At 50.2% G+C, this 25,843-nt stretch carries 26 protein-coding genes and 1 pseudogene; 25 read left to right on the top strand and 2 right to left on the bottom strand.

Going from position 1 to position 25,843, the window contains the following annotated elements; translation table 11 throughout:
- Positions 1-21 precede the first annotated feature (21 nt).
- From AC8GDC_RS04830 to AC8GDC_RS04820, 3 genes are read left to right on the top strand one after another with little or no spacing between them, the layout of a single operon-like run.
- On the top strand, positions 22-987 hold the full coding sequence (locus tag AC8GDC_RS04830) for a glycosyltransferase family 2 protein (protein WP_506557535.1): 966 nt from the start codon (positions 22-24) through the stop codon (positions 985-987).
- A complete protein-coding gene (locus AC8GDC_RS04825; RefSeq protein ID WP_506557534.1) occupies positions 981-2,657 on the top strand; it encodes an ArnT family glycosyltransferase in 1,677 nt (558 codons plus the stop codon). The genes AC8GDC_RS04830 and AC8GDC_RS04825 overlap by 7 nt, the downstream gene beginning before the upstream one ends.
- Positions 2,658-2,659: 2 nt before the next feature.
- The gene (locus AC8GDC_RS04820; protein WP_506557533.1) at positions 2,660-3,298 is read left to right on the top strand and encodes a trimeric intracellular cation channel family protein; all 639 of its coding nucleotides are present in this window, start codon (positions 2,660-2,662) and stop codon (positions 3,296-3,298) included.
- Positions 3,299-3,315: 17 nt separating this feature from the next.
- Here AC8GDC_RS04820 and AC8GDC_RS04815 read toward each other — a convergent pair whose 3' ends face one another.
- Positions 3,316-3,639, bottom strand: a complete 324-nt coding sequence (locus AC8GDC_RS04815) for a thiol-disulfide oxidoreductase DCC family protein (protein WP_506557532.1) — start codon at positions 3,637-3,639, stop codon at positions 3,316-3,318.
- A 250-nt stretch (positions 3,640-3,889) separates the two neighbouring features.
- On the opposite strand from AC8GDC_RS04815, the gene typA reads away from it, so the two are divergent.
- The 5 genes from typA to AC8GDC_RS04790 are packed head-to-tail and all read left to right on the top strand — an operon-like array spanning position 3,890 to position 9,723.
- Positions 3,890-5,800 (top strand): translational GTPase TypA, encoded by a 1,911-nt coding sequence (typA, locus tag AC8GDC_RS04810; protein WP_506557531.1) that lies wholly within the window; start codon positions 3,890-3,892, stop codon positions 5,798-5,800.
- Between the two features lie 19 nt (positions 5,801-5,819).
- Positions 5,820-6,950, top strand: coding sequence for a PIG-L deacetylase family protein (locus tag AC8GDC_RS04805; RefSeq protein ID WP_506557530.1), 1,131 nt, complete (start codon positions 5,820-5,822; stop codon positions 6,948-6,950).
- A gap of 30 nt (positions 6,951-6,980) precedes the next feature.
- Positions 6,981-7,307, top strand: coding sequence for a ferredoxin (gene fdxA / locus AC8GDC_RS04800; protein ID WP_506557529.1), 327 nt, complete (start codon positions 6,981-6,983; stop codon positions 7,305-7,307).
- The gene (gene dapC / locus AC8GDC_RS04795; protein WP_506557528.1) at positions 7,308-8,417 is read left to right on the top strand and encodes a succinyldiaminopimelate transaminase; all 1,110 of its coding nucleotides are present in this window, start codon (positions 7,308-7,310) and stop codon (positions 8,415-8,417) included.
- A gap of 55 nt (positions 8,418-8,472) precedes the next feature.
- Positions 8,473-9,723: a citrate synthase gene (locus tag AC8GDC_RS04790; protein WP_506558469.1), complete on the top strand. Its 1,251-nt coding sequence runs from the start codon at positions 8,473-8,475 to the stop codon at positions 9,721-9,723.
- Here the strand turns inward: AC8GDC_RS04790 and rsmD are convergent.
- Positions 9,720-10,286, bottom strand: coding sequence for a 16S rRNA (guanine(966)-N(2))-methyltransferase RsmD (rsmD, locus tag AC8GDC_RS04785; protein WP_506557527.1), 567 nt, complete (start codon positions 10,284-10,286; stop codon positions 9,720-9,722). The genes AC8GDC_RS04790 and rsmD overlap by 4 nt on opposite strands.
- A 51-nt stretch (positions 10,287-10,337) precedes the next feature.
- Here rsmD and recG point away from each other — a divergent pair, with 51 nt between their 5' ends.
- From recG to AC8GDC_RS04700, 17 genes and pseudogenes are all read left to right on the top strand, one after another.
- Positions 10,338-12,437: an ATP-dependent DNA helicase RecG gene (recG, locus tag AC8GDC_RS04780; RefSeq protein WP_506557526.1), complete on the top strand. Its 2,100-nt coding sequence runs from the start codon at positions 10,338-10,340 to the stop codon at positions 12,435-12,437.
- A 28-nt stretch (positions 12,438-12,465) separates the two neighbouring features.
- Positions 12,466-12,954, top strand: coding sequence for a pantetheine-phosphate adenylyltransferase (gene coaD / locus AC8GDC_RS04775; protein WP_506557525.1), 489 nt, complete (start codon positions 12,466-12,468; stop codon positions 12,952-12,954).
- Positions 12,951-13,454, top strand: coding sequence for a YceD family protein (locus AC8GDC_RS04770; RefSeq protein WP_506557524.1), 504 nt, complete (start codon positions 12,951-12,953; stop codon positions 13,452-13,454). The genes coaD and AC8GDC_RS04770 overlap by 4 nt, the downstream gene beginning before the upstream one ends.
- 3 nt (positions 13,455-13,457) lie before the next feature.
- Positions 13,458-13,661 (top strand): 50S ribosomal protein L32, encoded by a 204-nt coding sequence (gene rpmF / locus AC8GDC_RS04765; RefSeq protein WP_506557523.1) that lies wholly within the window; start codon positions 13,458-13,460, stop codon positions 13,659-13,661.
- Between the two features lie 3 nt (positions 13,662-13,664).
- Entirely contained in the window at positions 13,665-14,336 is a 672-nt protein-coding gene (gene rnc, locus AC8GDC_RS04760; protein WP_506557522.1) for a ribonuclease III, read from the top strand.
- Positions 14,337-15,251 (top strand): bifunctional DNA-formamidopyrimidine glycosylase/DNA-(apurinic or apyrimidinic site) lyase, encoded by a 915-nt coding sequence (gene mutM, locus AC8GDC_RS04755; RefSeq protein WP_506557521.1) that lies wholly within the window; start codon positions 14,337-14,339, stop codon positions 15,249-15,251. It begins immediately after the preceding gene.
- A gap of 89 nt (positions 15,252-15,340) precedes the next feature.
- A complete protein-coding gene (gene smc / locus AC8GDC_RS04750; protein ID WP_506557520.1) occupies positions 15,341-18,850 on the top strand; it encodes a chromosome segregation protein SMC in 3,510 nt (1,169 codons plus the stop codon).
- A complete protein-coding gene (ftsY, locus tag AC8GDC_RS04745; protein ID WP_506557519.1) occupies positions 18,850-19,839 on the top strand; it encodes a signal recognition particle-docking protein FtsY in 990 nt (329 codons plus the stop codon). Before smc ends, ftsY begins: the two co-directional genes overlap by 1 nt.
- A 24-nt stretch (positions 19,840-19,863) precedes the next feature.
- Positions 19,864-21,354, top strand: a complete 1,491-nt coding sequence (ffh, locus tag AC8GDC_RS04740) for a signal recognition particle protein (protein ID WP_506557518.1) — start codon at positions 19,864-19,866, stop codon at positions 21,352-21,354.
- Between the two features lie 155 nt (positions 21,355-21,509).
- Positions 21,510-21,920: pseudogene (rpsP, locus tag AC8GDC_RS04735) on the top strand (30S ribosomal protein S16); the annotation flags it as partial.
- A gap of 161 nt (positions 21,921-22,081) precedes the next feature.
- A complete protein-coding gene (locus AC8GDC_RS04730; RefSeq protein ID WP_506557517.1) occupies positions 22,082-22,318 on the top strand; it encodes an RNA-binding protein in 237 nt (78 codons plus the stop codon).
- Positions 22,275-22,871: a ribosome maturation factor RimM gene (gene rimM, locus AC8GDC_RS04725; protein ID WP_506557516.1), complete on the top strand. Its 597-nt coding sequence runs from the start codon at positions 22,275-22,277 to the stop codon at positions 22,869-22,871. The genes AC8GDC_RS04730 and rimM overlap by 44 nt, the downstream gene beginning before the upstream one ends.
- On the top strand, positions 22,861-23,538 hold the full coding sequence (gene trmD / locus AC8GDC_RS04720) for a tRNA (guanosine(37)-N1)-methyltransferase TrmD (protein WP_506557515.1): 678 nt from the start codon (positions 22,861-22,863) through the stop codon (positions 23,536-23,538). Before rimM ends, trmD begins: the two co-directional genes overlap by 11 nt.
- Before the next feature lie 152 nt (positions 23,539-23,690).
- Positions 23,691-24,041, top strand: coding sequence for a 50S ribosomal protein L19 (gene rplS / locus AC8GDC_RS04715; RefSeq protein ID WP_506557514.1), 351 nt, complete (start codon positions 23,691-23,693; stop codon positions 24,039-24,041).
- A gap of 25 nt (positions 24,042-24,066) precedes the next feature.
- Positions 24,067-24,828 carry a signal peptidase I gene (lepB, locus tag AC8GDC_RS04710; RefSeq protein WP_506557513.1) on the top strand — a complete coding sequence of 254 codons (762 nt, stop codon included), beginning with the start codon at positions 24,067-24,069 and terminating at the stop codon, positions 24,826-24,828.
- Entirely contained in the window at positions 24,794-25,465 is a 672-nt protein-coding gene (rnhB, locus tag AC8GDC_RS04705; protein WP_506557512.1) for a ribonuclease HII, read from the top strand. The genes lepB and rnhB overlap by 35 nt, the downstream gene beginning before the upstream one ends.
- Positions 25,466-25,489: 24 nt before the next feature.
- A complete protein-coding gene (locus tag AC8GDC_RS04700) occupies positions 25,490-25,813 on the top strand; it encodes a DUF2469 family protein (RefSeq protein ID WP_506557511.1) in 324 nt (107 codons plus the stop codon).
- The last annotated feature ends 30 nt before the right edge of the window (positions 25,814-25,843 follow it).

Raw genomic sequence — 25,843 nt, 5'->3', positions numbered from 1 at the left:
AGCTTCCGATCGGAGACTTGCATGTCTAAGCCAGTTATAGCCGTAGTCGTACCTTCTTATAAGGTGACATCTCACGTTGTGCAGACCCTGTCAGAGATTGGCAAGGAAGTTTCATACATCTTCGTCGTTGACGACGCTTGCCCAGACGGTTCAGGAAAGCTTGTTCAAGAAAAAGTCTCTGACTCACGTGTGAAAGTCATCTTCCACGAGGAAAACCTCGGAGTGGGCGGTGCCATGGTTACCGGCTATAAAGCTGCTCTTGAAACCGACGCTGACATCATCGTCAAACTAGATGGCGATGGCCAGATGGATCCGGCTCTGATTAGTGAGCTAATCGCACCGATAGTAAATGGGCGCGCCGATTACACCAAAGGCGATCGACTCGACAGTCTTACCGGATTGAGCCAAATGCCAAGCATCCGTCTGTTTGGAAACGCCGGACTTTCACTGCTTACAAAGATCTCCACTGGCTACTGGAACATAACTGATCCGACAAATGGGTACACCGCAATCCACAGAGACGTTCTAAAGGTGCTACCGCTTGGAATGCTCAGCAAGCGATTCTTCTTTGAGTCGGATATGTTGTTCAGACTCAGTATTTACCGTGCAGTTGTTTGGGACGTACCAATGCAAGCCCGTTACGGAACAGAGAAGAGCAACTTGACCATTATCAAGACGCTCTGGGAATTTCCTTGGAAACACTTCAAGAATTTTCACAAGAGGCTTTTTTACAACTACTACCTACGCGACGTATCCGCAGCATCGATTGAACTGCCACTTGGTTTTGTTCTTTGGTGGTTCGGATTGATTTTTGGTATCGCCTCGTACGGCCAGTCTATGGATACAGGGGTGGCTGCTACAACTGGAACGGTAATGATTTCGGTTGTGCCGTTGATTCTTGGGTTCCAGCTTCTATTGGCTTTTGTAAGTCACGACGTATCGGCAGTTCCCACCAGACCTCGCCATAAAGGAGACCTACCTTGGTAGCAAAGCTCAGGGCTGAGCACGCGCTGATCTTTGTTCCTGTTGTCCTTGCTCTTTGGTCAATCAGTCGCGTTTGGACAGTACTTCCATCGATCATGCAGGACGAGTACATCTACACCAGCCAGGCTAAAAACCTTCCCTTCGCGGAGCAGTTCTACTCGAACTATCTTTTCTCTCTGATTATGGGAATTACTAACTCGTGTGGTGACGAGTTCTATTCCTGTACCAAGACGATCAACTCATTTTTCTTTATGGGCACAGTCCTGCTCACTTTCTTGATCGCGATTAGGTTCCTAACTTTCCGCTGGTCAGTATTTGTCGCATCGGTTACTGCACTTAGCCCGATTGCAATTCCTGTTTCGTACTTCATGCCAGAGACCATGTACTTCTCTATGATGACTCTTACAATCTGGCTAACTCTCGTGGTTTCAAAGCGGGACAATTGGCTGCTCTGGGTAGTTTCAGGTCTGAGTCTTGGGGCAACTGCCCTGGTCAAGCCCCACGCGGTATTCATGGTGCCTGCCTTTGTGATCTTTGCTTTCATTTATGCTTACAAAAAATCTGCTTCCAACTGGCTAAAGGCAATCGCAGCTGGGGTAGCCGTAGCCGCGGGCTTTTTGGTCACAAAGTTTGGTTTGGGTTTTGCCTTTGCCGGCACAGCGGGTCTTAAGTTATTCGGTGGCTACGGAACTCCTGTTGGAGCGCTAACCGGTGCAGCAGCAGCTGAAGGTGTAGTGGTTGGAACAGATTCAGTAGCGCGCTCGGGTCTAGAAGTACTGGTAACAGTTGCCTCAACCCATTTCCTTGCTCATGCTTCAGCAATGCTGCTATTGGCTGGCATTCCTCTTTTCCTTGCTCTTCGGGTGAGCTATTCCGTAGTAAAAACAAAGCAACCAATTGGAGAAGTTAGCGCGCTGTTTGTTCTGGTAGCTCTAATTGCAGTTTCCATGGTTGGCGTTGTGGCTTTGTTCGAGGCTTACGTCACAGCCAGCGGTGACGACCACAGCACCCGGCTGATTCTTCGCTACTACGAGTTTTTGATTCCTCAGTTTGTAGTAATGGGACTGTTGCTCCCAAGATTCACAGACTCAAAGCGCCTATTCAGAATCATTCAGGGCTCAATTGTTGTTGCCGCCTCGATGTTCTTCACCCTTTATTACCCTCCAACTTTTGACAAGCAGTACGCAGACGCCTCAACCTTGCCGGGAATCGGCGATAGCCAAGGCTTCTTTATCTTTGTAGGTATTTTTGTCAGCTGTGCGGTAATTTTCTGGATCGTGAATCCGGAGCGAGGAAACCTAGTAATCGGACGCTTCATAATGCCAGCGGTGTTGATCCTCGCGCTAGTTATGTCCCAAAACAAATTGATAGAGATCAATGGAACACCTGCTTACTTTGACCAGGCCGGTTGGGGAACAAGGGAGTTCCTCGAGGATGTTCCTGGGGATCGAATTATGGTCGTCGGACAAACTCGCACAGAGGTATTCACAGTGAAGTTCTGGATTGACGAAGCAAACATAAAGGATCTCTTGGTTGTTGAGGGGAGTGTAATTGCTGCCGGCAACGTTTCCGAGTCTGACTATGTTGTGACCCTTGGAAACATCGGAGTTGATTTTGCACACGAGGTAGTCACTGAGGGTGAAGGCTACAAGCTCGTAAAGGTACTCCGCTAGCAATGCTGGACACCAGCTGGCTACTTCTTAACGGCACAATCCTGTTTGAAGTTATCGGGACGCTTGCCTTTGCCTTATCTGGGCTTATTGAGGCAGCTCGAAAGAAACTCGATCTAGTCGGCATGGCTATGGTTTCTGGTTTAGCTGCCTTTGGCGGTGGAACGCTAAGGGACATACTTTTGGACCGCAGACCATTTTTCTGGTTTGAGAATGAAATCTGGGTGTGGATTTTGATTCTGATTTGCATCGGAGCTCTGCTGTTTATGAGATCGCGACACCTAGAACCCACTGAACGAGCAATGCAGTGGCCTGATGCTATTGGCCTTGGGGCTTTTACTGCGGGTGGAACTCAGTTGGCGTTGAATGCTGGAGTACCGGCCGTGATTTCAGTAATCATGGGTGTTTTGACCGCTATCTTCGGCGGTGTGCTTCGAGACATAGTGGTGAATGAAATCCCAAAGGCCTTTAGTGATCACATTCCGTACGCAGTTATCGCATTTACTGGGGGATGGGTTGTAGTGGGCTTGAATCTGCTAAACGCAGATGCCTTCGTTGCTGTGGCTATCGGAGCTATCTTCACAATCGTTCTTAGAGTTCTAGCTCTGCTTTTTGGGTGGCGCTTGCCGATTTGGAAGATTTAGTCTCTGGGCAAAAGGGCCTAGTTGCCAGCTAGATAGTTGTCTTGAATGCTGCACTCTTTAGTCCCACCGGGAAGTCGATGTCTGTTTCTAGCAATCCATCGATAGACAAACTTGGCTAGCCAAGAGATCGGCGGAGTTTTCATCAAAAACCCTGCCATGCGATAGAGCAAGTTTGATTGCATCTGAAGTATGTCAGCTGCAGCTAAGTGCCCACCTAACCTGAGGGTTTGATCGGGGCCTTTATCCACTAGCCAGATTTCGGAGCGCACCTGTTCTTCGGTTAGGCCAAAGGCCGATGGTTCAATTTTTTGGAATGCCACGTAAGAGGGGAAGACTTTCATGTGGCGAATTCCAAATTCTAGGCTTAGTTGACAGAATTTACAGTCCCCGTCGTAGATTAGGACTGGTTTCGATGACATGAATCCATCTTAATCCCAATAAATCATTGGGCTTTGTCTACAAACCTAGTAATGGAGCTAAACTCTAGTTACGGCCTTTGGGCAAGCAAATCTTGTTTGGCTTGGGTAGGGCAAAATCAAATTCGGATTGAAGCATTTGCGCTTTGGTGCGCACATATAAAGGAAGTTTTTTATGACTCTGGCAATCAGAGAAGACCTTAGAAACGTTGCAATCGTGGCTCACGTTGACCACGGAAAGACAACGCTGGTTGACGCCATGCTTCGCCAGACCGGAGCCTTCGGAGAGCACAGCAACCTCGGCGAGCGTTTGATGGACTCTGGGGATCTGGAAAAGGAAAAGGGAATCACCATCCTTGCCAAGAACACTGCCATTAGCTATTCCGGTAAAGCAGCCGAGGGCAAGACAATCACCATTAACGTAATTGACACCCCGGGCCACGCCGACTTCGGTGGCGAAGTTGAGCGAGGTATCTCAATGGTTGACGGCGTCGTACTTTTGGTTGATGCCAGCGAGGGACCTCTTCCTCAGACTCGCTTCGTACTTCGCAAGGCAATGGAGTCCAACTTGCCCGTGATCTTGCTAGTGAACAAAACTGACCGACCAGACGCACGAATCGACGAAGTAGTTGAGGAAACTCACGACTTGCTTTTGGGTCTTGCTAGCGACCTATCTGACGATGTTCCAGAACTCGATGTCGACGCAATTTTGAACTTGCCTGTTATCTACGCATCCGGTCGTGCCGGAGCCGCATCTCTAAACAAGCCAGAAAACGGATCTTTACCTGACAACGCAGATCTAGAGCCATTGTTTGCTGCAATCTTGAAATACATCCCAGCTCCAAAGTATGACGCTGATGCGCCACTTCAGGCCCACGTGACAAACCTCGACGCTTCCCCTTTTCTGGGTCGTCTTGCACTACTTCGTATCTTCAACGGAACAATCAAAAAAGGTCAGCAGGTAGCTTGGGTAAGACAAAACGGTGAAACTCAAACCGTGAAGATAACCGAGCTACTAATTACTCGGGCACTTGAGCGATTCCCGACTGATCAGGCAGGCCCTGGCGACATCGTGGCAGTTGCCGGTATCGAAGAAATCACTATCGGTGAAACTCTTGCCGATCCAGATGATATTCGACCACTTCCACTAATCACCGTGGATGATCCTGCAATCTCGATGACTATCGGTATCAATACTTCTCCTATGGCAGGTCGTGTTAAGGGTGCCAAGGTAACCGCACGTTTGGTCAAAGATCGCCTCGACCGCGAACTTATTGGAAACGTTTCCATTCGAGTGCTTCCAACTGAGCGACCAGACGCCTGGGAAGTTCAAGGTCGTGGGGAGTTGGCTCTTGCCATTCTGGTTGAGCAAATGCGACGCGAAGGCTACGAGCTAACCGTAGGTAAGCCACAGGTAGTTACAAAGAAGGTCGATGGAAAACTCCACGAGCCAGTTGAAGATTTGACCATTGACGTGCCAGAGGAGTTCCTAGGCTCAATCACTCAGTTGCTTGCTTCTCGCAAGGGCCGAATGAAGAACATGATCAACCACGGCACCGGTTGGGTTCGCATGGAGTTCATGGTTCCTTCTCGCGGGCTAATTGGTTTCCGTACTGAGTTTCTAACCACCACGCGTGGAACTGGAATTGCCAACGCCATCTCAGCAGGCTATGAGCCATGGTTTGGTGAGATTGTTACCCGCACAAATGGATCGCTGATTTCTGACCGCGCAGGAGCCGTTACTCCCTTTGCACTAATTGGTTTGCAAGAGCGAGGAACGTTCTTCGTTGAGCCAACCGATGAGGTTTATGCCGGTCAGGTTGTTGGCGAGAACGCTCGTGCTGATGACATGGAAGTTAACATCACAAAGGAAAAGAAGCTAACCAACATGAGAGCTTCTTCCAGCGAAGAGTTTGAGAAGCTGACTCCGCCAAGAAAGCTGTCTTTGGAAGAGTGTCTTGAATTTGCCCGCGAGGACGAGTGTGTTGAAGTAACTCCAGAAGGCACCCGTATTCGCAAGCTAGAACTGGACCCAAACATCAGAGCTCGCGCTGCCTCTGCCAGAAAACGAGCTAGCGAGAGCTAAAACACTTAGAGTTGTGGTTATGGCAAAAGCTGGTTTCAACCCCAAAAAAGTGCTCCTGGTGCATGCGCATCCAGACGATGAGTCGCTTTTTACCGGCCACGTAATCGCAGAGCGCGCTACAGCAGGAGCTGAAGTGATGGTTCTGACTCTTACTCGTGGCGAGCGAGGAAGAGTAAAACTCGAGGACCTAAAGCCACTCGAAGGAAATCTTGCCTCAATGGGAGAGTTTCGCTCGAACGAGTTGCGAAATGCACTTTCTCAACTTGGCAACATCAAACATAAATTTGCTGGAACTCGCGCTTACCTGGATTCAGGTATGAGACTCAACGCCTTTGGTAAGCCAATCAAAACTCGCAGGACCGATGAGATGTCCTTGTCCTCTGTCTCGACAGCGGTAATCGCAGATGATATTTTTCAGGAGCTCAAAAACTTCAAGCCGGATGCGGTAATCACTTACAACCGAAACGGTGGTTTTGGGCATCCTGATCACAAAAAGGCCCATGAGGCAACCGCCATGGCTCTTCGCCGTTTTGCTCGGGACACTAAATCTAGGCCGCCGCAGTTCTGGGTAATTGCTGAACCCGGGGAGAGATTTGATGTTGAAATCGGTGGCCCAAAGACCGCTCCAAAGAAGAAGGCTGCTTTGGAGCAGCACGCAAGTCAAGTAGCGGTAGCTTCAGAGACCTATTCTTTGGTCCCGGGAAGAGACATCCGCTACGACAAACCAGAGCGACTTCGCAAAGCATCAACCAGACCATGGATTTGGCTCAAGCCGGTTTTTATCGCTCTTTGGGCACTTCCACTCGGAATACTTCTGGGTTTTGCTGGAACTTTGCTTCACTCAGTTACTGCTTCAGATGAGGCCAGAACACCAATCGGGCTAGTGGTTGCCTTGGTAATGACATTCGCCCTTGCAGTGGCTCTCCGACTTCTTAGAAACTCTCGAGGCGCTTTGAATTTGATGAGCCTTACTCTTGCGGGCACTGTATTTTGGCTTTCTCGACCGAGTGCTGCTGGGGATGCACTGATCATGGACAACCAGGCTGGGAACTTCTGGGTTTATGGTTCGCTGATCATTTGTGCCGTAGTGATTTTGTTCCCGAAACTAAGACCCGGCACCTGGGCTAAAAACGCATCCGGACATCGCTAGTAAAATAGCTAAAGGAAGGATTCCTTAAAAATGACTTACATTATCGCTCTGCCATGTGTGGACCTGAAAGACAAGGCCTGCATCGAAGAATGCCCGGTGGATTGCATTTATGAGGGCGACCGCATGCTTTATATCCACCCTGATGAGTGCGTGGACTGCGGAGCTTGCGAGCCAGTTTGCCCAGTAGAGGCAATCTATTACGAGGATGACGTCCCTGAGCAGTGGGCCGATTACTACAAAGCCAATGTGGAATTTTTCGAGACCATCGGCTCTCCAGGTGGAGCCGCAAAAGTTGGCGCTATTGCAGGAGATCACCCAATCGTCGCAGCGCTTCCACCACAACCCCAACAGGCCTAATTGTTTACCGCCCTGCCAGAGTATCCCTGGCAATCACTCAAGCCATTTAGTGCAAAAGCAGCCCTTCACAAAGACGGCGCAATCGATTTATCGATTGGCTCACCAATTGATGAAACCCCAAAGGTAGTTCAAGACGCACTAAGAAACTTCTCGAACGCACCCGGATACCCTTCTACTGCTGGCTCGAAGCAGTTTCGCGAAACAGTTGTGTCCTGGTTTGCAGCTAGGCGAGGGGTAGTTGGACTAGATCCCGACCAAGTGATGCCAACAATTGGCTCCAAAGAATTAATCAGTTGGTTGCCAGTGCTACTTGGAATCGGTAAGGGCGATGTTGTTATCCAGCCAAAGGTTGCCTATACGGCTTACGCAGTTGGCGCTGCCTTTGCAGGCGCAACTTTGATTTCTGAAGATGATCCAGACAAGTGGCCACAAAACACAAAGTTGATTTGGATTAACTCCCCAGGAAACCCCGATGGAAAAGTCTTATCTGCTGAAGATTTTGCCAAGGCCGTCAAGCGCGCTCGTGAGCTTGGGGCTTTGTTGGCGTCGGATGAGTGCTACGCCGAACTTGGCTGGAGTGAGCCTTGGGATAAAGAGTTGATCCCAAGTGTGTTGGACCCAAGAGTTTGCGGAGATAGCCACGAGGGAATCTTGTGTGTGTACTCGCTTTCTAAGCAGTCCAACATGGCTGGGTACCGAGCTGCTTTTGCTGTGGGCTCCAAGGATTTGATTCGTGACCTAGTGAACCTTCGAATGCACGCCGGAATGATGATGCCACTTCCAACTCAGGCAGCTGTAATCGCGGCCCTCGGTGACTACCACCACGTCAAGAATGAAAAGGATATCTACCGGAAGCGCCGCGAGGTGCTGCTTGCGGCAGTAAAGAAGTATGGCTTTGAGCTTTCCGATAGTGAAGCAGGCCTGTATCTCTGGGCCACACTTGGGGAAGACTGCTGGGTGACCGTTGAGAAGATGGCCAATCTAGGAATTGTCGTTGTGCCCGGTAGCTTCTATGGGCAATACGCCACCAAGCACGTCCGTTTTTCTCTGACTGCCACCGACAATGATATTTCCAGGGCTGCTTCCAGGCTCGAAAATGCTTTAGGCTAAACAAGGAATTTGTCGGAAAACAAGGAGTGCTTTGACTGACAACGAAAAAGTAGTTATCAGCTACAAAGACAAAACTGCAGAATTTCCAGTGGTTTCATCAAGCGTTGGCTCTGACGCAATGGACATTAGCAAGCTGCATTCGACCCTAGGTCTGCACACTTTTGACCAGGGATTTGTAAACACAGCCTCCACTAAGTCCGGAATAACATTTATCGATGGCGACGCTGGAATCCTGCGCTATCGCGGATACCCAATTGAGCAGCTAGCTGCTAAAAAATCTTTTCTTGATGTTAGCTACCTCCTAATTTATGGAGAGCTACCCGACAAAGTGCAGCTCGAAGCCTTTGACCAGAGCATTCGTCGACACACTCTAATTCACGAAGACCTGAAGAGATTCTTTGATGCCTTCCCTCAGAACGCTCATCCGATGTCGGTTCTAGCATCTGGAGTATCAGCTCTTTCTACTTTCTATCAGGACTCACTTGATCCACACGATCCAGAGCATGTTGAACTCTCAACCAGAAGACTGCTTGCCAAACTTCCAGTGCTTGCTGCCTACGCGCACAAAAAGAGCCTGGGTCAGGCTTTGTTGTATCCGGATAACTCTTTGTCAATGGTTGAGAATTTCCTTCGATTGAATTTTGGTACACAGGCAGAGGACTACATCCAAAACCCAATCGTCACCAAAGCGCTAGATACGCTTTTGATTTTGCACGCGGACCACGAGCAGAACTGCTCAACCTCAGCTGTTCGCCTTGTTGGCTCCGCGCAAGCAAACCTATTCGCATCGGTTTCTGCTGGAATCAACGCACTGTTTGGCCCACTTCACGGTGGGGCAAACGAGGCTGTGCTGGACATGCTCAACTCAATTCGCGAATCCGGTGCGTCGGTACAGAGATTTGTTGAGCGAGTCAAGAACAAGGAAGATGGCATCCGTCTGATGGGCTTTGGCCACAGAATTTACAAGAACTTTGATCCTCGCGCCACAATCGTTAAGGCAACCGCTGACCGAGTTCTAGCTGACCTGGGAATTTCTGACCCACTGCTAGATATTGCAAAGGAACTTGAGGCAACTGCGCTAGCTGATCCTTACTTTGCCGAGCGCAAGCTGTATCCGAACGTTGATTTCTACACCGGTGTTATCTACAAGGCAATGGGATTCCCGCCTCGTATGTTCACGCCATTGTTTGCAATGGGAAGATTACCGGGTTGGATTTCTCACTGGCGCGAGATGATGCAGGACCCAAACAACCGAATCGGCAGACCTCAGCAGGTCTATCTAGGTGAGGGCGAAAGAAAGGTCTAGTTTGGCTTAAGCCAGTAGACCGCAGTGTCACCAAAATTCTTGGTCTCTAAAAGTTCGTATCCGCTCGCAGAAATTGGCTCCGCACGGGTAGATCTTTCAACCAGAACTAGCGAATTTTTGGAAAGCGATCCAGTAAGTGACTCGAGGTTTTTGACTACTTCATCGTTTGCAATTTCATAGGGTGGATCGATAAAAACCAGGTCAAAAATCTGAGTGTTTGAGTCTAGAAACTTTTGAACCGGTTGGATTTGCACTTTTGCAGAAACTTCATGGTCTTCTTCGGCTAGAGCGTCTTGGATCAACCTGGCGTTCCTAATGCACACGGCGGCTGCCTGCTTATTGCTTTCAACAAGCACCGCTGCGATTGCACCTCTACTTAGTGCTTCAAGCCCCAGTGCTCCTGTGCCGGCATAAAGATCCAATACCGAACGCTTTTGAAGAGCATCCTTGGATTCCAGAGAGCTAAAGATGCTCTCTCGAATGCGGTCCGAAGTTGGACGGGTGCTTTTGGCCGGAGATGTTAGTTTTCTTGAGCCAACTAGGCCACCAATAATTCTTGTCATGTCTGGCAAAGCCTAACCGTATTTGTCGGTGCACTAATGGAAGATTGAATAATGCTGCTTCCAACAACCGCTCTTGACCGAGTCCTTGGGGATAAAACCGCCAAGAGCTTTGCCAAGAATCTTGGTCTTTTCTCCGTTGCAGATCTTCTTCAGCACTATCCAAGACGCTATTCAAACCGCGGGGAGCTTACTCCAATTGCAAATCTGCCGATCGGGGAGAGCCTGTCTATCGTTGCCGAAGTTGTTGATGCCAGAGAGCGTCGCATGAAGGGGCGAGTAAGCCACATCTTGGAAGTTCGAATCACGGACGGAAGCGGATTCTTATCGCTTACTTTCTTCAATCAGGCCTGGAGGCAAAAAGATCTTAAGCCTGGGGTCCGAGGTCTGTTTGCCGGAAAAATAGGCGAGTATCAAGGAAAGCTTCAGCTGGCCCATCCCGATTACGAGCTGTTCCCTGAGGAGGTTTCCGAATTCGAGGCTAAGGCTTGGGCGGATCAGCCAATCCCTATTTACCCAGCATCGGCTAACGTGACCACCTGGATGATTCAAAGAGCGCTTGGAATCATCCTTGACACTCTGGAAGAAATTCCAGATGAGGTATCTGCGGAGCTTCAAAAAAAGCACAAGCTACTTTCGATAAACGATGCACTCGAGAAAATACACCGACCCACTACAAAAAGTGAGATTGCCTCCGCCAAGAAGACACTTGTGTACCGAGAAGCGTTCTTACTTCAGGCAAACCTCATCCAACGTCGTTTAGATAATGAGCAGGCCCCGGCAACAGCGCGCACCAGTAAATCCGGCGGCTACTTAGAGCGCTTTGATTCTGCCCTGCCGTTTACTCTCACCGATGGGCAGATAGAAGTGGGAAGTGAGATCACTTCCGACATCGCCAAAACATTTCCGATGAACCGTTTGCTGCAAGGTGAAGTGGGTTCTGGAAAAACTCTTGTTGCACTGCGCGCCATGTTGGCGGTAGCCGACAGTGACGGCCAGTCTGCGCTTCTAGCTCCAACCGAAGTTTTAGCTTCGCAACACTTTCGCTCGATTGAAAAAAGTCTTGGCGAAGAGCTTTCGAAAGAAGTGGGGCTTACTCTGCTAACCGGACAGCTTCCAACCGAAGCACGCAAAAAGGCAATGCTCCAGGTGGTTTCTGGCAAAGCCCGAATCGTTATTGGAACGCACGCTCTATTTTCAGAAAAAGTTCAATTCTATGATTTGGGTCTTGTGGTGATTGATGAGCAGCACCGCTTCGGTGTTGAGCAAAGAGAGAAGCTTCGCCTAAAAGGAAAGCTGTCACCGCATGTTTTGACTATGACCGCTACCCCCATACCGAGGACATTGGCTGTCACGGTCTTTGGAGACATGTCAGTTTCATCACTCACAGAGCTGCCGGCTGGGCGAAAAGAAATTGACTCTCACGTGGTTCGCGCAGGGGATCCTGCCTTGGTATCTCGGGTTTGGTCTCGGGTGGCTGAGGAAATAGCCAAGGGTCACCAGGCCTTCGTGGTTTGCCCCAAGATCGACGAAACGGAAAAAGAGCTTTCCGGTGCATCTGTTGAAAAAACTGTTGCCCAGCTTCGCAAGAATGCTGCCTTGAGTGGAGTTCGAATTCAGGAGCTTCACGGTCGAATGGACGCGGACCAAAAGAGTCAAATCATGCAGGCATTTAGCGCCAAGGAGATTGAACTGTTAGTTTCTACGACCGTGATTGAAGTTGGCGTCGATGTCCCAAACGCAACAACGATGGTGATTCTTGATGCAGACAACTTCGGAATCTCTCAGCTGCACCAGCTGCGTGGAAGAGTTGGACGAGGAAGCGCAAAGGGCCTGTGTTTGTTATTGACCGCGGCCGAGGATGACTCAATCGCTTTGCAGCGCATAGAAGCCGTTGCGGCAGAAAGTGATGGCTTCAAGCTCAGCGAGATTGACCTAGAACTAAGGCGCGAGGGCGATGTTTTGGGAGCTAGCCAATCCGGAGGCAGATCTAGCCTGAGACTGCTGCGTGTGATTCAGGATTCTGAGCTAATCCAAAAAGTACGTATAGAGCTCGAGGAATTGTTTGAGGCAGACCCACTGCTAGCCAATCACCCAACACTGAGGCTTGCTATAGATCAAGCCAATGCTGCAGAAAATCTAGCCAAGGGCTAAGCCTTCATTTCTTGCTAACCTTGTAGCTATGGCAAAACTCGCCGTCTACCCGGGTTCTTTTGACCCGATTACCCTTGGCCACGTCGATATCATCGAACGGGCTGCTTTGCTGTTTGACGAGCTTGAAGTTCTGGTAGTTCATAATCCGGATAAGGCTCCACGCTTCACAAGTGCCGAGCGTGTGCAGCTAATCAAGGACTCACTGTCAGAGGCTGGAATTAAAGGTTCAAACATTAAAGTCACCGAGCTTTCCTCAGGGCTTTTGGTTGATTACCTGAGACAAGTCGATGCCAGGGTTTTGCTAAAGGGCTTTAGAAACAACGTCGATCTTGACTACGAGCTTCCAATGGCAAAGGTCAATCGGGATTTGAGCGGTATCGAAACTGTTTTCATCGCTGCAGATCCCGCCTACGGACTAGTTGCCTCGTCTTTGGTGCGCCAAGTAGCCGAGCTTGGAGGCCCAGTTGAAAAATATGTATCGAAGGCGGTTGCCAAAGCGCTGAGGGGTTCTAAGTGAGCACCTTCGAAGTTCCAGTAAATGATCTGACCCGTCGTCCTGGACAAATGAAGGAACTAGAGCTTGATATTGAGCTAGCTATTCCAATGGGTCAAGGAGCTGCAACGGTTCCGGCTGGAGAAACTATCGAGCTGAATCTTCGCCTCGAGTCAGTCCACGATGGGATTTTGGCAACCGGCGAAGTTGATTCAACTGCAATGGCCGACTGCTCAAGATGCCTAGAGCCCTTGAAACTAGCGGTCGAGGTGGATTTTCAGGAGCTTTTCGCCTATTCTTTAGAGCAGGAAGATGATTTCCTGGTTCAGGACGAGAAAATCGACCTTGAGCAGGCCATCACCGATGCGGTAGTTTTAAGCCTTCCGTTCAAACCAGTTTGCAGCGAAGACTGTTTAGGTCTGTGCTCTGAATGTGGTGTGAAGTTGGCCGAAGACCCGGAACACGTTCACCAGGCGCAGAATGATTCTCGCTGGAGTGAGTTAGAAAGCTTTAGGAAAGAGTAAGAAATGCCAGTACCTAAAAGACGCATGTCGCGTTCCAACACTCGCGCTCGTCGCTCACAGTGGAAGGCCGCTCCAATCACTTTGGTAAAGAGCATTGAAAACGGCAAGACTGTTTACTCACTTCCTCACCGTGCCAAGCTGGTCGAAGACTCCGCAGGCAACGCTTTATTCATGGAGTACAAGGGCCGCAAGGTCGCTGACGCCTAAGTCATGAACTTAGCTGCGCTGGGTAAATCCCTTGGCGTTGAAATCGAACCTCAACTACTAGAGCTTGCACTTACTCACCGTTCCTTCGCTTACGAAAACGGACGAGGACCAAACAATGAACGCCTTGAGTTTCTCGGCGATGCAATACTCGGTTTCTTAGTCACCGCCCACATTCACGATCACTTTGTTGACCTTGACGAGGGTGAACTTACAAAACTCAAAAACGCCGTTGTTAGTGCACCAGCACTAGCCGAGGCTGCTGTTGCCTTGGATTTGGGTTCGCATCTTTTGCTGGGCAAAGGTGAAATCCAAACCGGCGGTCGCGAAAAGCAAAACCTTCTAGCAGATTGCTTTGAGGCAGTGCTGGGAGCAGCCTATGTCTCGAAGGGCATGCCAGCCGCCTCCCAGATTGTTGAGAGCTTTATTCTTCCAATGCTTTCCAACCCAGGTCAGGTTCTTGATTCGGCAGATCCCAAGACCACTCTTTTGGAATTACTTCAAGCAAAGGGCAAATCCCAACCGGTTTATGAGATCACACACGAAGGACCAGATCACGATCGAACCTTCTTTGCAAGCCTTTCGGTGGATGGCAAAATCCTTGCTGAAGCGGACGGTCGGTCCAGAAAACTTGCTGAAACCAATGCCGCCATCAAGGCGCTAGCTACTTTGAAGTAAATGCCTGAGCTACCAGAGGTCGAGACCGTCAGAGCTGGTCTTGCCAAATCTATGACCGGTGCCACAATCACTGGAATCAAAATTCACGATGCCAGATCACTCAAGCGCCACCTCAGCGGGCCGTTAGATTTTAAGAACAAACTTGTTGGCACCAAGGTGCTAGATGTAGTTCGGCGCGGAAAATTTCTCTGGTTACCCCTAAGCACCGGGCAGAGTGCTTTAGTCGGGCACCTCGGAATGAGCGGGCAAATGTTGATCAGAACCGCTGATTACCCAGCAGATAACCTGAATCGAATCACAATTGAGTTTGAATCAAAGAGCGGCAAACCACTGGAGCTTAGATTCGTTGATCAGCGAATTTTTGGCTCCTTGGCCATCGACGACTTAGTTGCAACGAGGGATGGTGGTGCTGGGGGCTTTAGCGCTGGCAAGAATCGATCAAAGCCTTGGCAGGATTTGATTCCGGTTTCTGCAGCCCACATTGCCCGTGACCCGCTGGATGAAACATTTGATCTTGAAGCGGTAGTTGCCAAGATGCGAGCCAAGAAAAGCGGTATCAAGCGAGTGATTCTCGATCAGAACCTGGTTAGTGGAATTGGCAATATTTATGCAGATGAATCCCTCTGGTTGGCCAAGCTTCACTTTGACCGTTCGGCCGATGGCATCTCTAAGGCCAAATTGACTGAACTTATTCAGATATCCAAGCAGGTGCTGGAAGCGGCCGTAAAGCAGGGCGGGACCTCCTTTGACCAGCAATACAAGAACGTCAACGGGGAAGCAGGCTACTTTTCCCAGCAGCTTTATGCCTACGGACAGACTGATAAACCCTGCCAAAGGTGCCAGACGCCTATCAGGCGCCAGGCCTGGGCTAACCGGGGATCGCACTTTTGCCCCAAGTGCCAGCGCCCAAGCTAGCGGTCTTAGGTACCCCAAAAATGGGGTAATTTTAGATACTGCTCGGCCAGTAGGCCAGTTTTGATAATTCTTGGAGGGGTTGACCCAGCTTGCATCTCAAGAGCCTCACCCTAAAGGGATTTAAGTCTTTCGCCCAGCCAACCACGTTCCAATTCGAACGAGGCGTGACTTGTGTGGTGGGACCAAACGGTTCAGGAAAATCCAACGTAGTTGATGCACTCGCCTGGGTAATGGGTGAGCAGGGAGCTAAGACTCTTCGCGGTGGAAAAATGGAAGACGTTATCTTCGCCGGTACCGCAACCAAGGGTCCTCTCGGTCGCGCCGAAGTATTACTCACTATCGATAACAACGATGGTGCTTTACCTATTGATTACACCGAAGTCACAATCTCGAGAACACTGTTTAGAAGCGGTGGGTCAGAATACGCAATCAATGGAGATCCCTGTCGACTACTTGATGTTCAAGAACTGCTCAGTGACTCAGGACTTGGCCGCGAGATGCACGTCATCGTGGGTCAGGGTCAGCTAGATAACGTTTTGCGGGCCACGCCTGAAGAAAGACGCGGCTTCATTGAAGAAGCCGCAGGTATCTTGAAGCACCGCCGTCGCAAGGAAAAAACCGAGCGCAAGATCGAAGCTATGCAGGCTAACCTTTCGAGACTTAGCGATCTAGCCGGTGAAGTTCGTCGACAGCTAAAGCCTCTCGGTGCTCAGGCCGAGATTGCTAGGGAAGCTCAGAACATCGCCTCTCAAGCCCGTGACGCCAAATCTAGAATTCTTGCCAACGACATTGTTGTTATCCAGCGATCACTAGAAACTACATCAACAAGCGAATCAGCGCGCCGCAGCGAGCGGAACATCCTTCAGGGGATGCTCGCCGAGAACACCAAGCGCTTGACCCAGCTCGAATCTCCTGAGCTAAACCAAAAGCTCGATCGCGCTCGCCAGGTCTCTTTCGATTTTGATTCCTTGCAGGAGCGAATTCGTTCGATCTCCAACATAGCCAGCGCTCGAGTTGCACTTCTTGAATCCAATGGCCAGGAGCCAGGCAAATTCGATATCTCATCGATAACTGTAGATATCGAAAAAGCTAGAACTGAAATGGTTCGACTGCAGAAAGAGGTTGTGCGCCTCAACCAAGATCTAGGACTTGCTGAGCAGAGTCGAAACGTGGCAAGAGATGCTCTAGATCAGTTTGATGCAAAGGCTCAGGAACAAAACTCACTTATCTCAAAGTTTGATCTTGAACTAGCAGAATTTGCCAACAACGTGAAAGTTGCCGAAAGCAAGCTTGAAGCATTCCGCAACGAAAAAACTCGTCACCAAGAAATTCTCTCCGCGGCCAGATTGCGCCACGAAGAGCAGTCCAGGCAGTACCGAGACCTCGAGTCGCTTCTGTCACAAAACCAACCAAGCGCAAGCAACTTAGAGTCAAACTACGAAGCCGCTCAGAAGGCTGTCTCAGACGCAGCTTCAAGAATTGAATCGCTTCGCGATCAGCTTCACGAAGCCGAGCGTGAAAAAGATGCACTGGCTGGAAAGCGTTCTGCGCTAAATCTGACCCTGGAACAAAAAGACGGAGCGTCTTCTCTAACTCAAGCTCAGCTTCGAGGAATTCGCGGACTGGTTGCAAACCACATGCGCATTGAGCCTGGTTTTGAGCAGGCTATTGCTGCAGCACTTGGTTCACTTGCCGATGCACTCGTGGCAGAGGATATGGAATCGGGTCTTTCGGCACTAGAGCACCTAAAGCGCACTGACGGCGGTCGAGTTGAGATCATCATCGCTGATGTTGACATTCGCTCTGAGATTTCACTAGGCAACCAAATCGCAGGAGCTAAGTTAGCTTCTGAAGTTGTCAGTGCCCCGGATGGCATCCTAAAACTTCTTTCAACTGTTGTAATTGTTGACGATCTAGATGCGGCAAGAAACTACTTCCGCTCATCTGGCGAAGATCGCCAAGTGATTACCAAACAGGGTGACGTTCTTACTCGTGCAGTACTTCGAGGAGGTTCATCGAGCAAACCTTCCAAGGTCGAATTAGTTGCCGAGCGTGATGCTGCCGAAGCAGCTTTGTCCAGACTCAGCGCACGCATTGAAACTATTTCTTCTGAGCTTGCTCAGGCAAAATCCAACGAACTTGCCTCCAAGAACTCAGCCAAGCAGGCACTTGCCGAACTCAACGAGCAAGATGCCAAGCTTGCATCCCAGGCGGAGCAGCTGGGACGTATTCGCGTTCAGGTTGAAGCCCTTCAGAGCGAGCTTGACCGTCTAACTACCGTGGCCGATGCAAACGAGCAAGCCATCTCCCTGGCACTTCAGGAATTGGAAGATGCTAAGTCGAGACTGCGTGATTTTGAAAACCTAGGTCGCCCAGAGCAAGAGCTATCTGATCGTGATCGTTTGGTTGAAGCCCTCGAGAAAGAGCGCTCCAAGGAGCTAGAAATCCGTGTTGAGCTGGGCGCAGCCACTGAGCGTCTCCGGGTTGAAACCGAGAGATCCGAGAACCTAACTAATCAGTTGGATTCATCCAGAGCAGCTGTTGAACAGGCCATTGCCTCGGCTAAGTCAAGAACCTCGCAGCTGCGCTCTGCTAAAGAAGTATTGAAGCTGCTGCCTGTACTGATTGAGAACGTTTCGCAAAGCTCCAACAAGGCCAAGAGCGAATACACTCGCTTGGATCAAGAGCGCACCGATCAGTTCCAGGAGCTAACCAAGGTTCGTGGTGATATCGCCTCCATCCAGCAGAAGCTTTCCGATCTAACTCAATCTGTTCACGACATCGAGCTTCAAAACCACGAGAAGCGCTTAAACCTAGCAAACCTCGTGACCCGCGCTCAGGAAGAACTGGGTCTGGACGAACCAACTCTTTTGTCTGAGTACGGACCGGATCAGCTAATTCCAAGCTCCGACGAAGAAAAAGAACCAGAAGTTTTCAACCGCGAGACACAGATGCAAAGACTCAAGGATGCTGAGAAGCTCCTTGAAAAACTCGGTCGAGTAAACCCATTGGCACTAGAAGAGTTTGCAGCCCTTGAGCAAAGGCACAAATTCCTAACCGACCAACTTCAGGACCTAACCGAAACCCGCAAGGACCTAATCAAGATCATCGGTGATCTTGACGAGAAGATGCAGGTTATTTTCAACGATGCTTTCCAGGACACCAAGAAGGCTTTCGAAAAGGTGTTCCCAGTATTGTTCCCAGGTGGAACCGGTTCAATCTTCCTTACCGATCCAGACAACCTTATGACCACGGGCCTTGAGGTCAACGTGAAGCCGGCTGGAAAGAAGATCGAGAGATTGTCTTTGCTTTCGGGTGGAGAGCGCTCCCTTGCAGCGGTGGCGCTGATGGTATCGATATTTAAGGCGCGCCCTTCGCCGTTCTACGTAATGGACGAGGTTGAGGCCGCTCTGGATGATGCCAACCTAGGACGACTACTTTCCTTATTCGAGGATTTGAGAATCAACTCGCAGCTGATAATCATCACCCACCAGAAACGCACCATGGAAATAGCCGATGCTCTCTACGGAGTTTCGATGAAGGCCGACGGTATTTCAGCCGTTGTTGGTCAGCGCCTGCGTGAGAAGGCCGACGTCTAATGTCTTCAATTTTCTTTTGGCGCAAAAAGCGCGAAGAGGAAACCACAACCAAGCCAGAAGTTAACACTCAAAACTCGGATCGACCTGGCTCTGATGAAAACCTCACGCCAGCCACCTTGCCACCTCGCAGCTCAAAAAGAGGCATCCGATCACTATTTGCAACAGCAAAGTTTGACTCGAGTGATCTTGAGAGTCTGGAAGAGATTTTGCTGCAGGCAGATTTTGGCTTAACGGCCTCCGAGAAAATTGTTGCCGAGGTTAGAAAGCAAGCCAAGGTAGAAGGCGCATCGACAGATACCGAACTAAGACTTATTCTTGCGCGAGTAATTGAGACCCAGCTTGCAACAGCTAGCCGCGAACTAAACCTTTCGAGCGGGAAGCTGCCCTACGTTTTTCTAGTCGTTGGAGTCAACGGTGCTGGCAAGACAACCACAATTGGAAAGCTATCCAAGTGGCTCACTGAAGGTTCCTGGTCAGTTGTTCTTGGAGCCGCCGATACCTTTAGAGCAGCAGCGGTGAATCAACTTGCAACCTGGGCAGAGCGTTCAGGAGCAAAACTGATTGGTCCTAAATCCGATGGACAAGATCCAGCATCGGTGGCATTCGAAGCGGTTGAGTCGGCAATTGCAGATAATGCTGACATCGTGATTATCGATACCGCCGGAAGACTGCAAAACAAAACTGACCTGATGGATGAGCTATCCAAGATTCGTCGGGTAATTGAAAAGCGTGCAGAGATTTCAGAAGTGCTTTTGGTAATTGATGCCACCACTGGGCAAAATGGACTGGCTCAAGCCAAGGCCTTTGCCGAGGTTGCCCAGGTCACCGGAATAGTGCTCTCCAAGCTTGATGGAACAGCCAAAGGCGGCATCGCATTTGCTATCCAAAGTGAGCTTGGAATCCCGATCAAGTTGGTTGGGGTCGGCGAGGGTATCAACGACTTCGCTTTCTTTGACCCCAAAGAATTCGCCAGTGGGCTAGTGGCTTAGCCTATTTACAGGAGATAAGAAAAAGTGTTTGGAAATCTATCGGATCGTCTCGCGGAGACTTTCAGAAACCTGCGCGGAAAAGGTCGGCTCTCACCGGCGGACATCGACGGTACCTTGCGGGAGATTCGCAAAGCACTTCTAGAAGCCGACGTTGCCCTTGAGGTAGTGAAGAATTTCATCCAATCCGTTCGCGACCGAGCCCTTGGCGATGAAGTCTCCAGTGCACTAAATCCTGCGCAACAGGTCGTTCAAATCGTGAACGATGAACTGATCAAGATTCTCGGTGGCGAGCCAAGAAAACTCCGTTACGGAAAAACCGCACCGACGGTGATCATGCTGGCGGGACTTCAAGGTTCAGGAAAGACCACGCTGGCTGGAAAGCTTGCCAAGTGGTTAGTTTCCGAAGGGGAAACGCCACTTCTTGTTGCAGCTGACCTACAAAGACCAAACGCCGTTGAACAGCTTCGCGTCTTGGGTGAAAAGATATCGGTCGAGGTATTCGCGCCAGAAGCTGGCTCCGGTTCCGGCGATCCGGTCAAAGTAGCCAAGGACTCAATTTCTCACGCCAAGTCCAAAGGCTTGAGTTTTGTAATCGTTGACACCGCAGGTCGCTTGGGTGTGGATCAAGAAATGATGCAGCAGGCAGCCAAGATACGCGATGCCGTTAAACCTGATGAGACGTTGTTTGTCATTGACTCGATGCTTGGTCAAGATGCGGTGAACGTAGCCAAGGCATTTGAAGACGGTGTTGGAATTTCAGCCGTTGTGTTATCCAAGCTCGATGGTGACGCCAGGGGTGGAGCTGCGCTGTCGGTAGCTTCCGTGACTGGAAAACCAATCATCTTTAGTTCAACTGGCGAAAGCCTTGATGCCTTCGAGCCGTTCTACCCAGACCGCATGGCTTCTCGAATTCTGGATATGGGAGATGTTCTAACTCTCATCGAGCAAGCCCAGAAGGCATTCGATGACGACACCGCTCAGGAAATGGCTCTAAAGCTTGCCAAGGAGACATTTACCCTTGAAGACTTTTTGGAGCAGATGCAGCAGCTTCGCAAAATGGGATCGCTGAAATCCATGTTGGCGATGATGCCCGGAGCCGGTCAAATGCGTCAGCAGCTCGACAACATCGATGAGAAAGAAATCGACCGCACCGAAGCCATCATCAAGTCAATGACCCCGGTCGAGCGCAACAACCCCAAGGTGCTAAACGGATCCAGAAGAACCCGAATTGCTAGGGGATCTGGAATGACCGTCCAGGATGTGAACTCGCTAGTTAACCGATTCGAACAAGCTGCCAAAATGATGAAAACCGTTGCCAAGGGCGGAACCCCTCAGGTTCCGGGCATGCCGGCAGGCATCGGCGGGGTAGTACCTCGCAAAAAAGCCAAGGACAAGAAAAAGGGTGGCTCCAAATCGGGAAACCCTGCCAAGCGGGCTGCCGAGCTAAACGCCAAGGAATTGGGCATCAAACCTGCTGGCTCTGGCGCTGGATCTGCCTTTGGAATAGGCAACTAGCTATCCTTGGCCATTTCTGGCAGAATAAGGAAGTTGTCTAGGTACCTGACCCTCTAACCAGGGACCAACAAAGACAAAACCATAGAGCTTGACTACCGAGTGTGCCCCCACGCTCACGGTTGATTGTTCGCCCCAATTCAAATAACAGGAGCATTGTGGCTGTAAAAATCCGCCTAAAGCGTCTCGGAAAACTCCGTACGCCGCACTACCGAATCGTTGTCGCTGACTCTAGAACTCACCGCGACGGTCGCGTGATTGAAGAAATTGGTCGTTACATTCCGACCGAGAACCCATCTTTCATTGAAGTCAACTCAGAGCGAGCTTTGTACTGGCTCGGCGTTGGCGCTCAGCCAACCGAGCAGGTTGCCGTTCTACTAAAGCTCACCGGAGATTTCCAGAAGTCAAAGGGTGACAAGGACGCAAAGAACACTGTTCAGGTTAAGCCTGCAAAACCAGTTTTCGAAAAAGACACCAAGAAGAAGGCTGTTCTACTTCCTAAGGAAGAACTTGCTGCCAAGAAGGCAAAGACCGAAGCTCCAGCAGAAGCTCCAGCAGCTGAAGCAGCAGTTGAAGCTACCGAAGCTGCAGCCGAAGCAGTTGCAGAAGTTGTAGAGACTCCAGCAGAAGCTCCAGCAGCTGAGGCTCCAGCCGAAGAAGCAGCTCCTGCTGCTGAAGAGGCACCGGCAGCTGAAGCTGAAGAAGCAAAGCCAGAGGCTTAGTCAAAAAGATGTTGGTCGCTGCGCTCGAGCACCTAGTGAAGGGCATCGTCGATAATCCCGACGATGCTTCAGTCACCGAACGTTCAACTTCAAGAGGAGATCTTCTTGAGATTCACGTTCACCCAGATGATCTGGGTCGGGTAATCGGGCGAAGCGGCAGAACAGCAAAGGCTCTTCGCACACTCGTCAACGCTCTTGCCGATGGCAAGAAGATTCGCGTTGATGTGGTGGACAGCGATTTCTAGCAAAACCAAACTGCGGGTTGGCCGACTGGTCAAAGCCCACGGTTTGAAAGGCGCCATCAAGCTCGAGTTATACACCGACAGCCCTGATCAGCGCTTCAAGCCAGGACAGATACTCGAACTGCAAGTTCCAGAAACTTCTGAGTGGTTTGGCAAAACAATCAAGGTCCTAGAGCTCCGCTTCTACAACCAATCTCCGGTTTTGTTTCTTGAGGGAATAGAGGATCGATCTCAGGCCGAAACTCTTATCAAGGCAATTTTGCTCATTGAAACCGATATTGATGCTCTGCCTGAAGAGCCTGAGGCCTGGTACGACCACCAGCTGGTTGGCTTGAAAGCTTTGGTGGGCACAGAGGTAGTTGGAATTGTAGCTCGAGTCGATCACCTACCGGCCCAGGACATCTTGGCAATTGACACTGCCAATGGAGAAGTGCTGGTTCCTTTCGTGAAGCAGATTGTTCCCGAAGTAAGTGTTGAATTAGGCCAGGTAACACTGACCCCGCCCGAGGGGTTGTTTGAAGTGAATCTGGAAGGAAGTGCCAAAGATGAGAATTGATGCCATCAGCATTTTCCCGCAGTTTTTTGACGTGCTCGACATATCTCTTCTCGGTAAAGCCAAAGCCCAAGATCTACTGGAAGTAAAAATCCATGATCTGCGTGATTTCACCGATGACAAGCACCGCACTGTAGACGACACACCTTTCGGCGGTGGAGCCGGAATGCTTATGAAGGCCGAGCCTTGGGGACAGGCTTTGGACTCGGTTATGACAGCTGAAACCATCGTGATTTTTCCTTCTCCTGCCGGAGAGCTATTCAAGCAGGCAACCGCGCAAGAGCTTTCCAAAGCTAAGCACTTAGTTTTTGCCTGCGGCAGATACGAAGGCATTGATCAGCGAGTGGTTGACTACGCAACATCAAAGGCCAAAGTTCGCCTCGTTAGCTTGGGCGATTATGTCTTGAACGGCGGTGAGGTTGCAGCCGTTGCCATGATCGAGGCAATTGCAAGATTGATTCCTGGAGTTATCGGCAACGCCGATTCATTGACCGAAGAATCACACTCTGATGGACTGCTTGAGTACCCGAGTTACACCAAACCTTCCACTTGGAGAGGACTCGAGGTCCCCGAGGTTCTTCTTGGTGGCAATCACGCTGAGATAGCAAAGTGGCGCAAAGCCAAGGCTCTAGAGCGCACCCAGCAGGTAAGGCCAGAGCTACTGGACTAAGCGGTTGCCACGAGGCACCAAACTGTGGCAATATAGGTACTTCGCCTCCAGTAATGGACTCTGCCGCAGGGGAGACAAGGCGAAAAGGAAAAACACCAATTTATGAAAATTATGTTTTTGACCTGCGTGCGAAAAACAGGAAGCGACACAAAATGCACATTCTAGATTCAGTAGACAGGCCTTCACTAAAGACCGACATTGTCGAGTTTCGCGCCGGTGACACCGTTAAGGTTCACGTAAACATCGTTGAGGGAAACCGTTCCCGTATCCAGGTTTTCCAGGGCATCGTAACTCGTCGTTCCGGCGAGGGCATCCGCGAGACCTTTACTGTTAGAAAAGTGACCTTCCAGGTTGGTGTTGAAAGAACTTTCCCACTTCACTCTCCAGTTATCGACAAGATCGAGCTAGTCTCACGCGGCCAGGTCCGCCGTGCGAAGCTTTACTTCTTGCGCGATCTTCGAGGCAAGAAGGCAAAGATTCGCGAAAAGCGCGAAAACGTTTAGATCCCCTAGCAAAGCGCACTGACACGTGAGCGACCAGCAGGATCCTAGAGCGAATCTTCGACCAAGAAGAAAAAACAGCGACAGAAGACGTAAGTTTCGTCGCGCCCGCAAGAACTTCTTTGTTGCTTTTATTATTGATCTCGTTGTAGTTCTCGGCGCTTCCCTTGTTTTATCGCTACTGATAAAAACCTTCCTGATTCGATCATTTTTTATTCCCTCAGGATCGATGCTTGAAACCCTCCAGATCGATGACCGCATCATCGTCAATCAGCTAACCCCAGCGCTTTATCCAATTGAGCGTGGCGACGTCGTTGTGTTCAAAGATCCAGGCGGCTGGCTTGGTCCAAATGTTGAGGAACCAACAGACCCAGTGGTTATGGCCGTGGACTGGTTCCTGTCTGCATTTGGAATTACCGCTCCTGATAGCAAGCAGCACCTCGTCAAGCGAGTAATTGGCGTGGAAGGTGACAAAGTTATCTGCTGCGACGCAAATGGCTTGATAACTGTTAACGGTCTCCCAATCACCGAACCGTACATCGCCCCAGGTCAAACACCATCAAGCGTTGAGTTTGATGTCACCGTTCCAGAAAACTCGCTATGGGTGCTCGGGGATAACCGAGGCAACAGTGAAGATTCTCGCTTCCACGCAGATTTGCCAAGCAAGGGCTTTGTCTCGAACGACTGGGTTGTTGGAAGAGCATTCATTATTAGCTGGCCAGTTGATAACTGGAAGTGGCTAGATAACTACCCTGATGTCTACAAAGACATACCCAACCCTACAAACTGAGTCGAGGCTATTCGAGCGGGGCAACCGGTTCGTAATTGGCATTGACGAAGTTGGGCGAGGGGCTATCGCAGGCCCGGTTGCGGTTGGACTCTCGCTGATCGACAAACTGAATCCAGCAATTACCTCCTGGCCCGAGAAGCTTCAAGATTCAAAGTTGATGACACCCAAATCCAGAGCTGAAATCACCGACCCGCTGGAGAATTGGGTCGACGGATTTGCAATCGGTTACTCTTCGAACGAAGAAATTGATAAGTCAGGAATCAGCGAAGCACTTCGCTCCGCTGCCTCCAGAGCCCTCACAGAGTTACTGGCTTCCGGTTCCATGCGCTCCAAGTTAGCCTCGGAAGGCGCTGTGATTTTGCTAGACGGTTCACAAAACTGGCTTGGGAAACAAGCCGCCGGTTTAGAAGTTGATCTTCAGGTCAAAGCTGATACCACTTGCGTTTCGGTTGCGGCTGCAGCGGTCTTGGCAAAAGTGAAAAGAGATGCGCTCATGGAAGCTTTCGATGGCAAATATCCAGAATATGGCTTTGCTGGACACAAGGGATATGCCTCGGCAGCCCACATTCAAGCCCTTAGAACCCACGGCCCTTCAGCTATCCACCGATTGACTTGGCTGACTAGGATTCTTGCCTAGAGCGGGAATAGACTAGACAAAGTTATGGAAGAGAACGAGTTCGAGGACTACGACAGACAAGCCGAAGTCGCGCTTTATCGCGAGTATCGGGACGTCGTTGGCACCTTCAAATATGTCATCGAGACTGAGCGCAGGTTCTACCTCGCGAATGAGGTCGAGCTTAAGCGCATTGACACTTCCACTGATTTCTACTTCGAGCTGAACATGTCAGATGTTTGGGTTTGGGATATCTACCGCACGGATCGATTCGTGCAGTCGGTTCGAGTGCTCACCTTCAAGGACGTCAACGTCGAAGAACTCTCGGGCAAGGCTTACGAACTTCCAAAAGAACTAGCCGTAGGCGAATAGGTTTTACACACATTTAGATTTCTTGCTCCA

The organism is Rhodoluna miladensis (SeqCode) (assembly GCF_965234705.1).
Lineage (GTDB): Bacteria > Actinomycetota > Actinomycetes > Actinomycetales > Microbacteriaceae > Rhodoluna > Rhodoluna miladensis.
Note: the sequence above shows the minus strand (reverse complement) of the source record. Positions and strands in the feature narration are given on the sequence as shown.

Coding starts and splice junctions, on each gene's coding strand:
- AC8GDC_RS04830 (WP_506557535.1), top strand. CDS start 22: ATGTCTAAGCCAGTTATAGCCGTAGTCGTACCTTCTTATAAGGTGACA.
- AC8GDC_RS04820 (WP_506557533.1), top strand. CDS start 2,660: ATGCTGGACACCAGCTGGCTACTTCTTAACGGCACAATCCTGTTTGAA.
- AC8GDC_RS04815 (WP_506557532.1), bottom strand. CDS start 3,639: ATGAAAGTCTTCCCCTCTTACGTGGCATTCCAAAAAATTGAACCATCG.
- typA (WP_506557531.1), top strand. CDS start 3,890: ATGACTCTGGCAATCAGAGAAGACCTTAGAAACGTTGCAATCGTGGCT.
- AC8GDC_RS04805 (WP_506557530.1), top strand. CDS start 5,820: ATGGCAAAAGCTGGTTTCAACCCCAAAAAAGTGCTCCTGGTGCATGCG.
- fdxA (WP_506557529.1), top strand. CDS start 6,981: ATGACTTACATTATCGCTCTGCCATGTGTGGACCTGAAAGACAAGGCC.
- rsmD (WP_506557527.1), bottom strand. CDS start 10,286: ATGACAAGAATTATTGGTGGCCTAGTTGGCTCAAGAAAACTAACATCT.
- recG (WP_506557526.1), top strand. CDS start 10,338: ATGCTGCTTCCAACAACCGCTCTTGACCGAGTCCTTGGGGATAAAACC.
- coaD (WP_506557525.1), top strand. CDS start 12,466: ATGGCAAAACTCGCCGTCTACCCGGGTTCTTTTGACCCGATTACCCTT.
- rpmF (WP_506557523.1), top strand. CDS start 13,458: ATGCCAGTACCTAAAAGACGCATGTCGCGTTCCAACACTCGCGCTCGT.
- rnc (WP_506557522.1), top strand. CDS start 13,665: ATGAACTTAGCTGCGCTGGGTAAATCCCTTGGCGTTGAAATCGAACCT.
- mutM (WP_506557521.1), top strand. CDS start 14,337: ATGCCTGAGCTACCAGAGGTCGAGACCGTCAGAGCTGGTCTTGCCAAA.
- ftsY (WP_506557519.1), top strand. CDS start 18,850: ATGTCTTCAATTTTCTTTTGGCGCAAAAAGCGCGAAGAGGAAACCACA.
- AC8GDC_RS04730 (WP_506557517.1), top strand. CDS start 22,082: ATGTTGGTCGCTGCGCTCGAGCACCTAGTGAAGGGCATCGTCGATAAT.
- rimM (WP_506557516.1), top strand. CDS start 22,275: ATGGCAAGAAGATTCGCGTTGATGTGGTGGACAGCGATTTCTAGCAAA.
- trmD (WP_506557515.1), top strand. CDS start 22,861: ATGAGAATTGATGCCATCAGCATTTTCCCGCAGTTTTTTGACGTGCTC.
- rplS (WP_506557514.1), top strand. CDS start 23,691: ATGCACATTCTAGATTCAGTAGACAGGCCTTCACTAAAGACCGACATT.
- rnhB (WP_506557512.1), top strand. CDS start 24,794: ATGTCTACAAAGACATACCCAACCCTACAAACTGAGTCGAGGCTATTC.
- AC8GDC_RS04700 (WP_506557511.1), top strand. CDS start 25,490: ATGGAAGAGAACGAGTTCGAGGACTACGACAGACAAGCCGAAGTCGCG.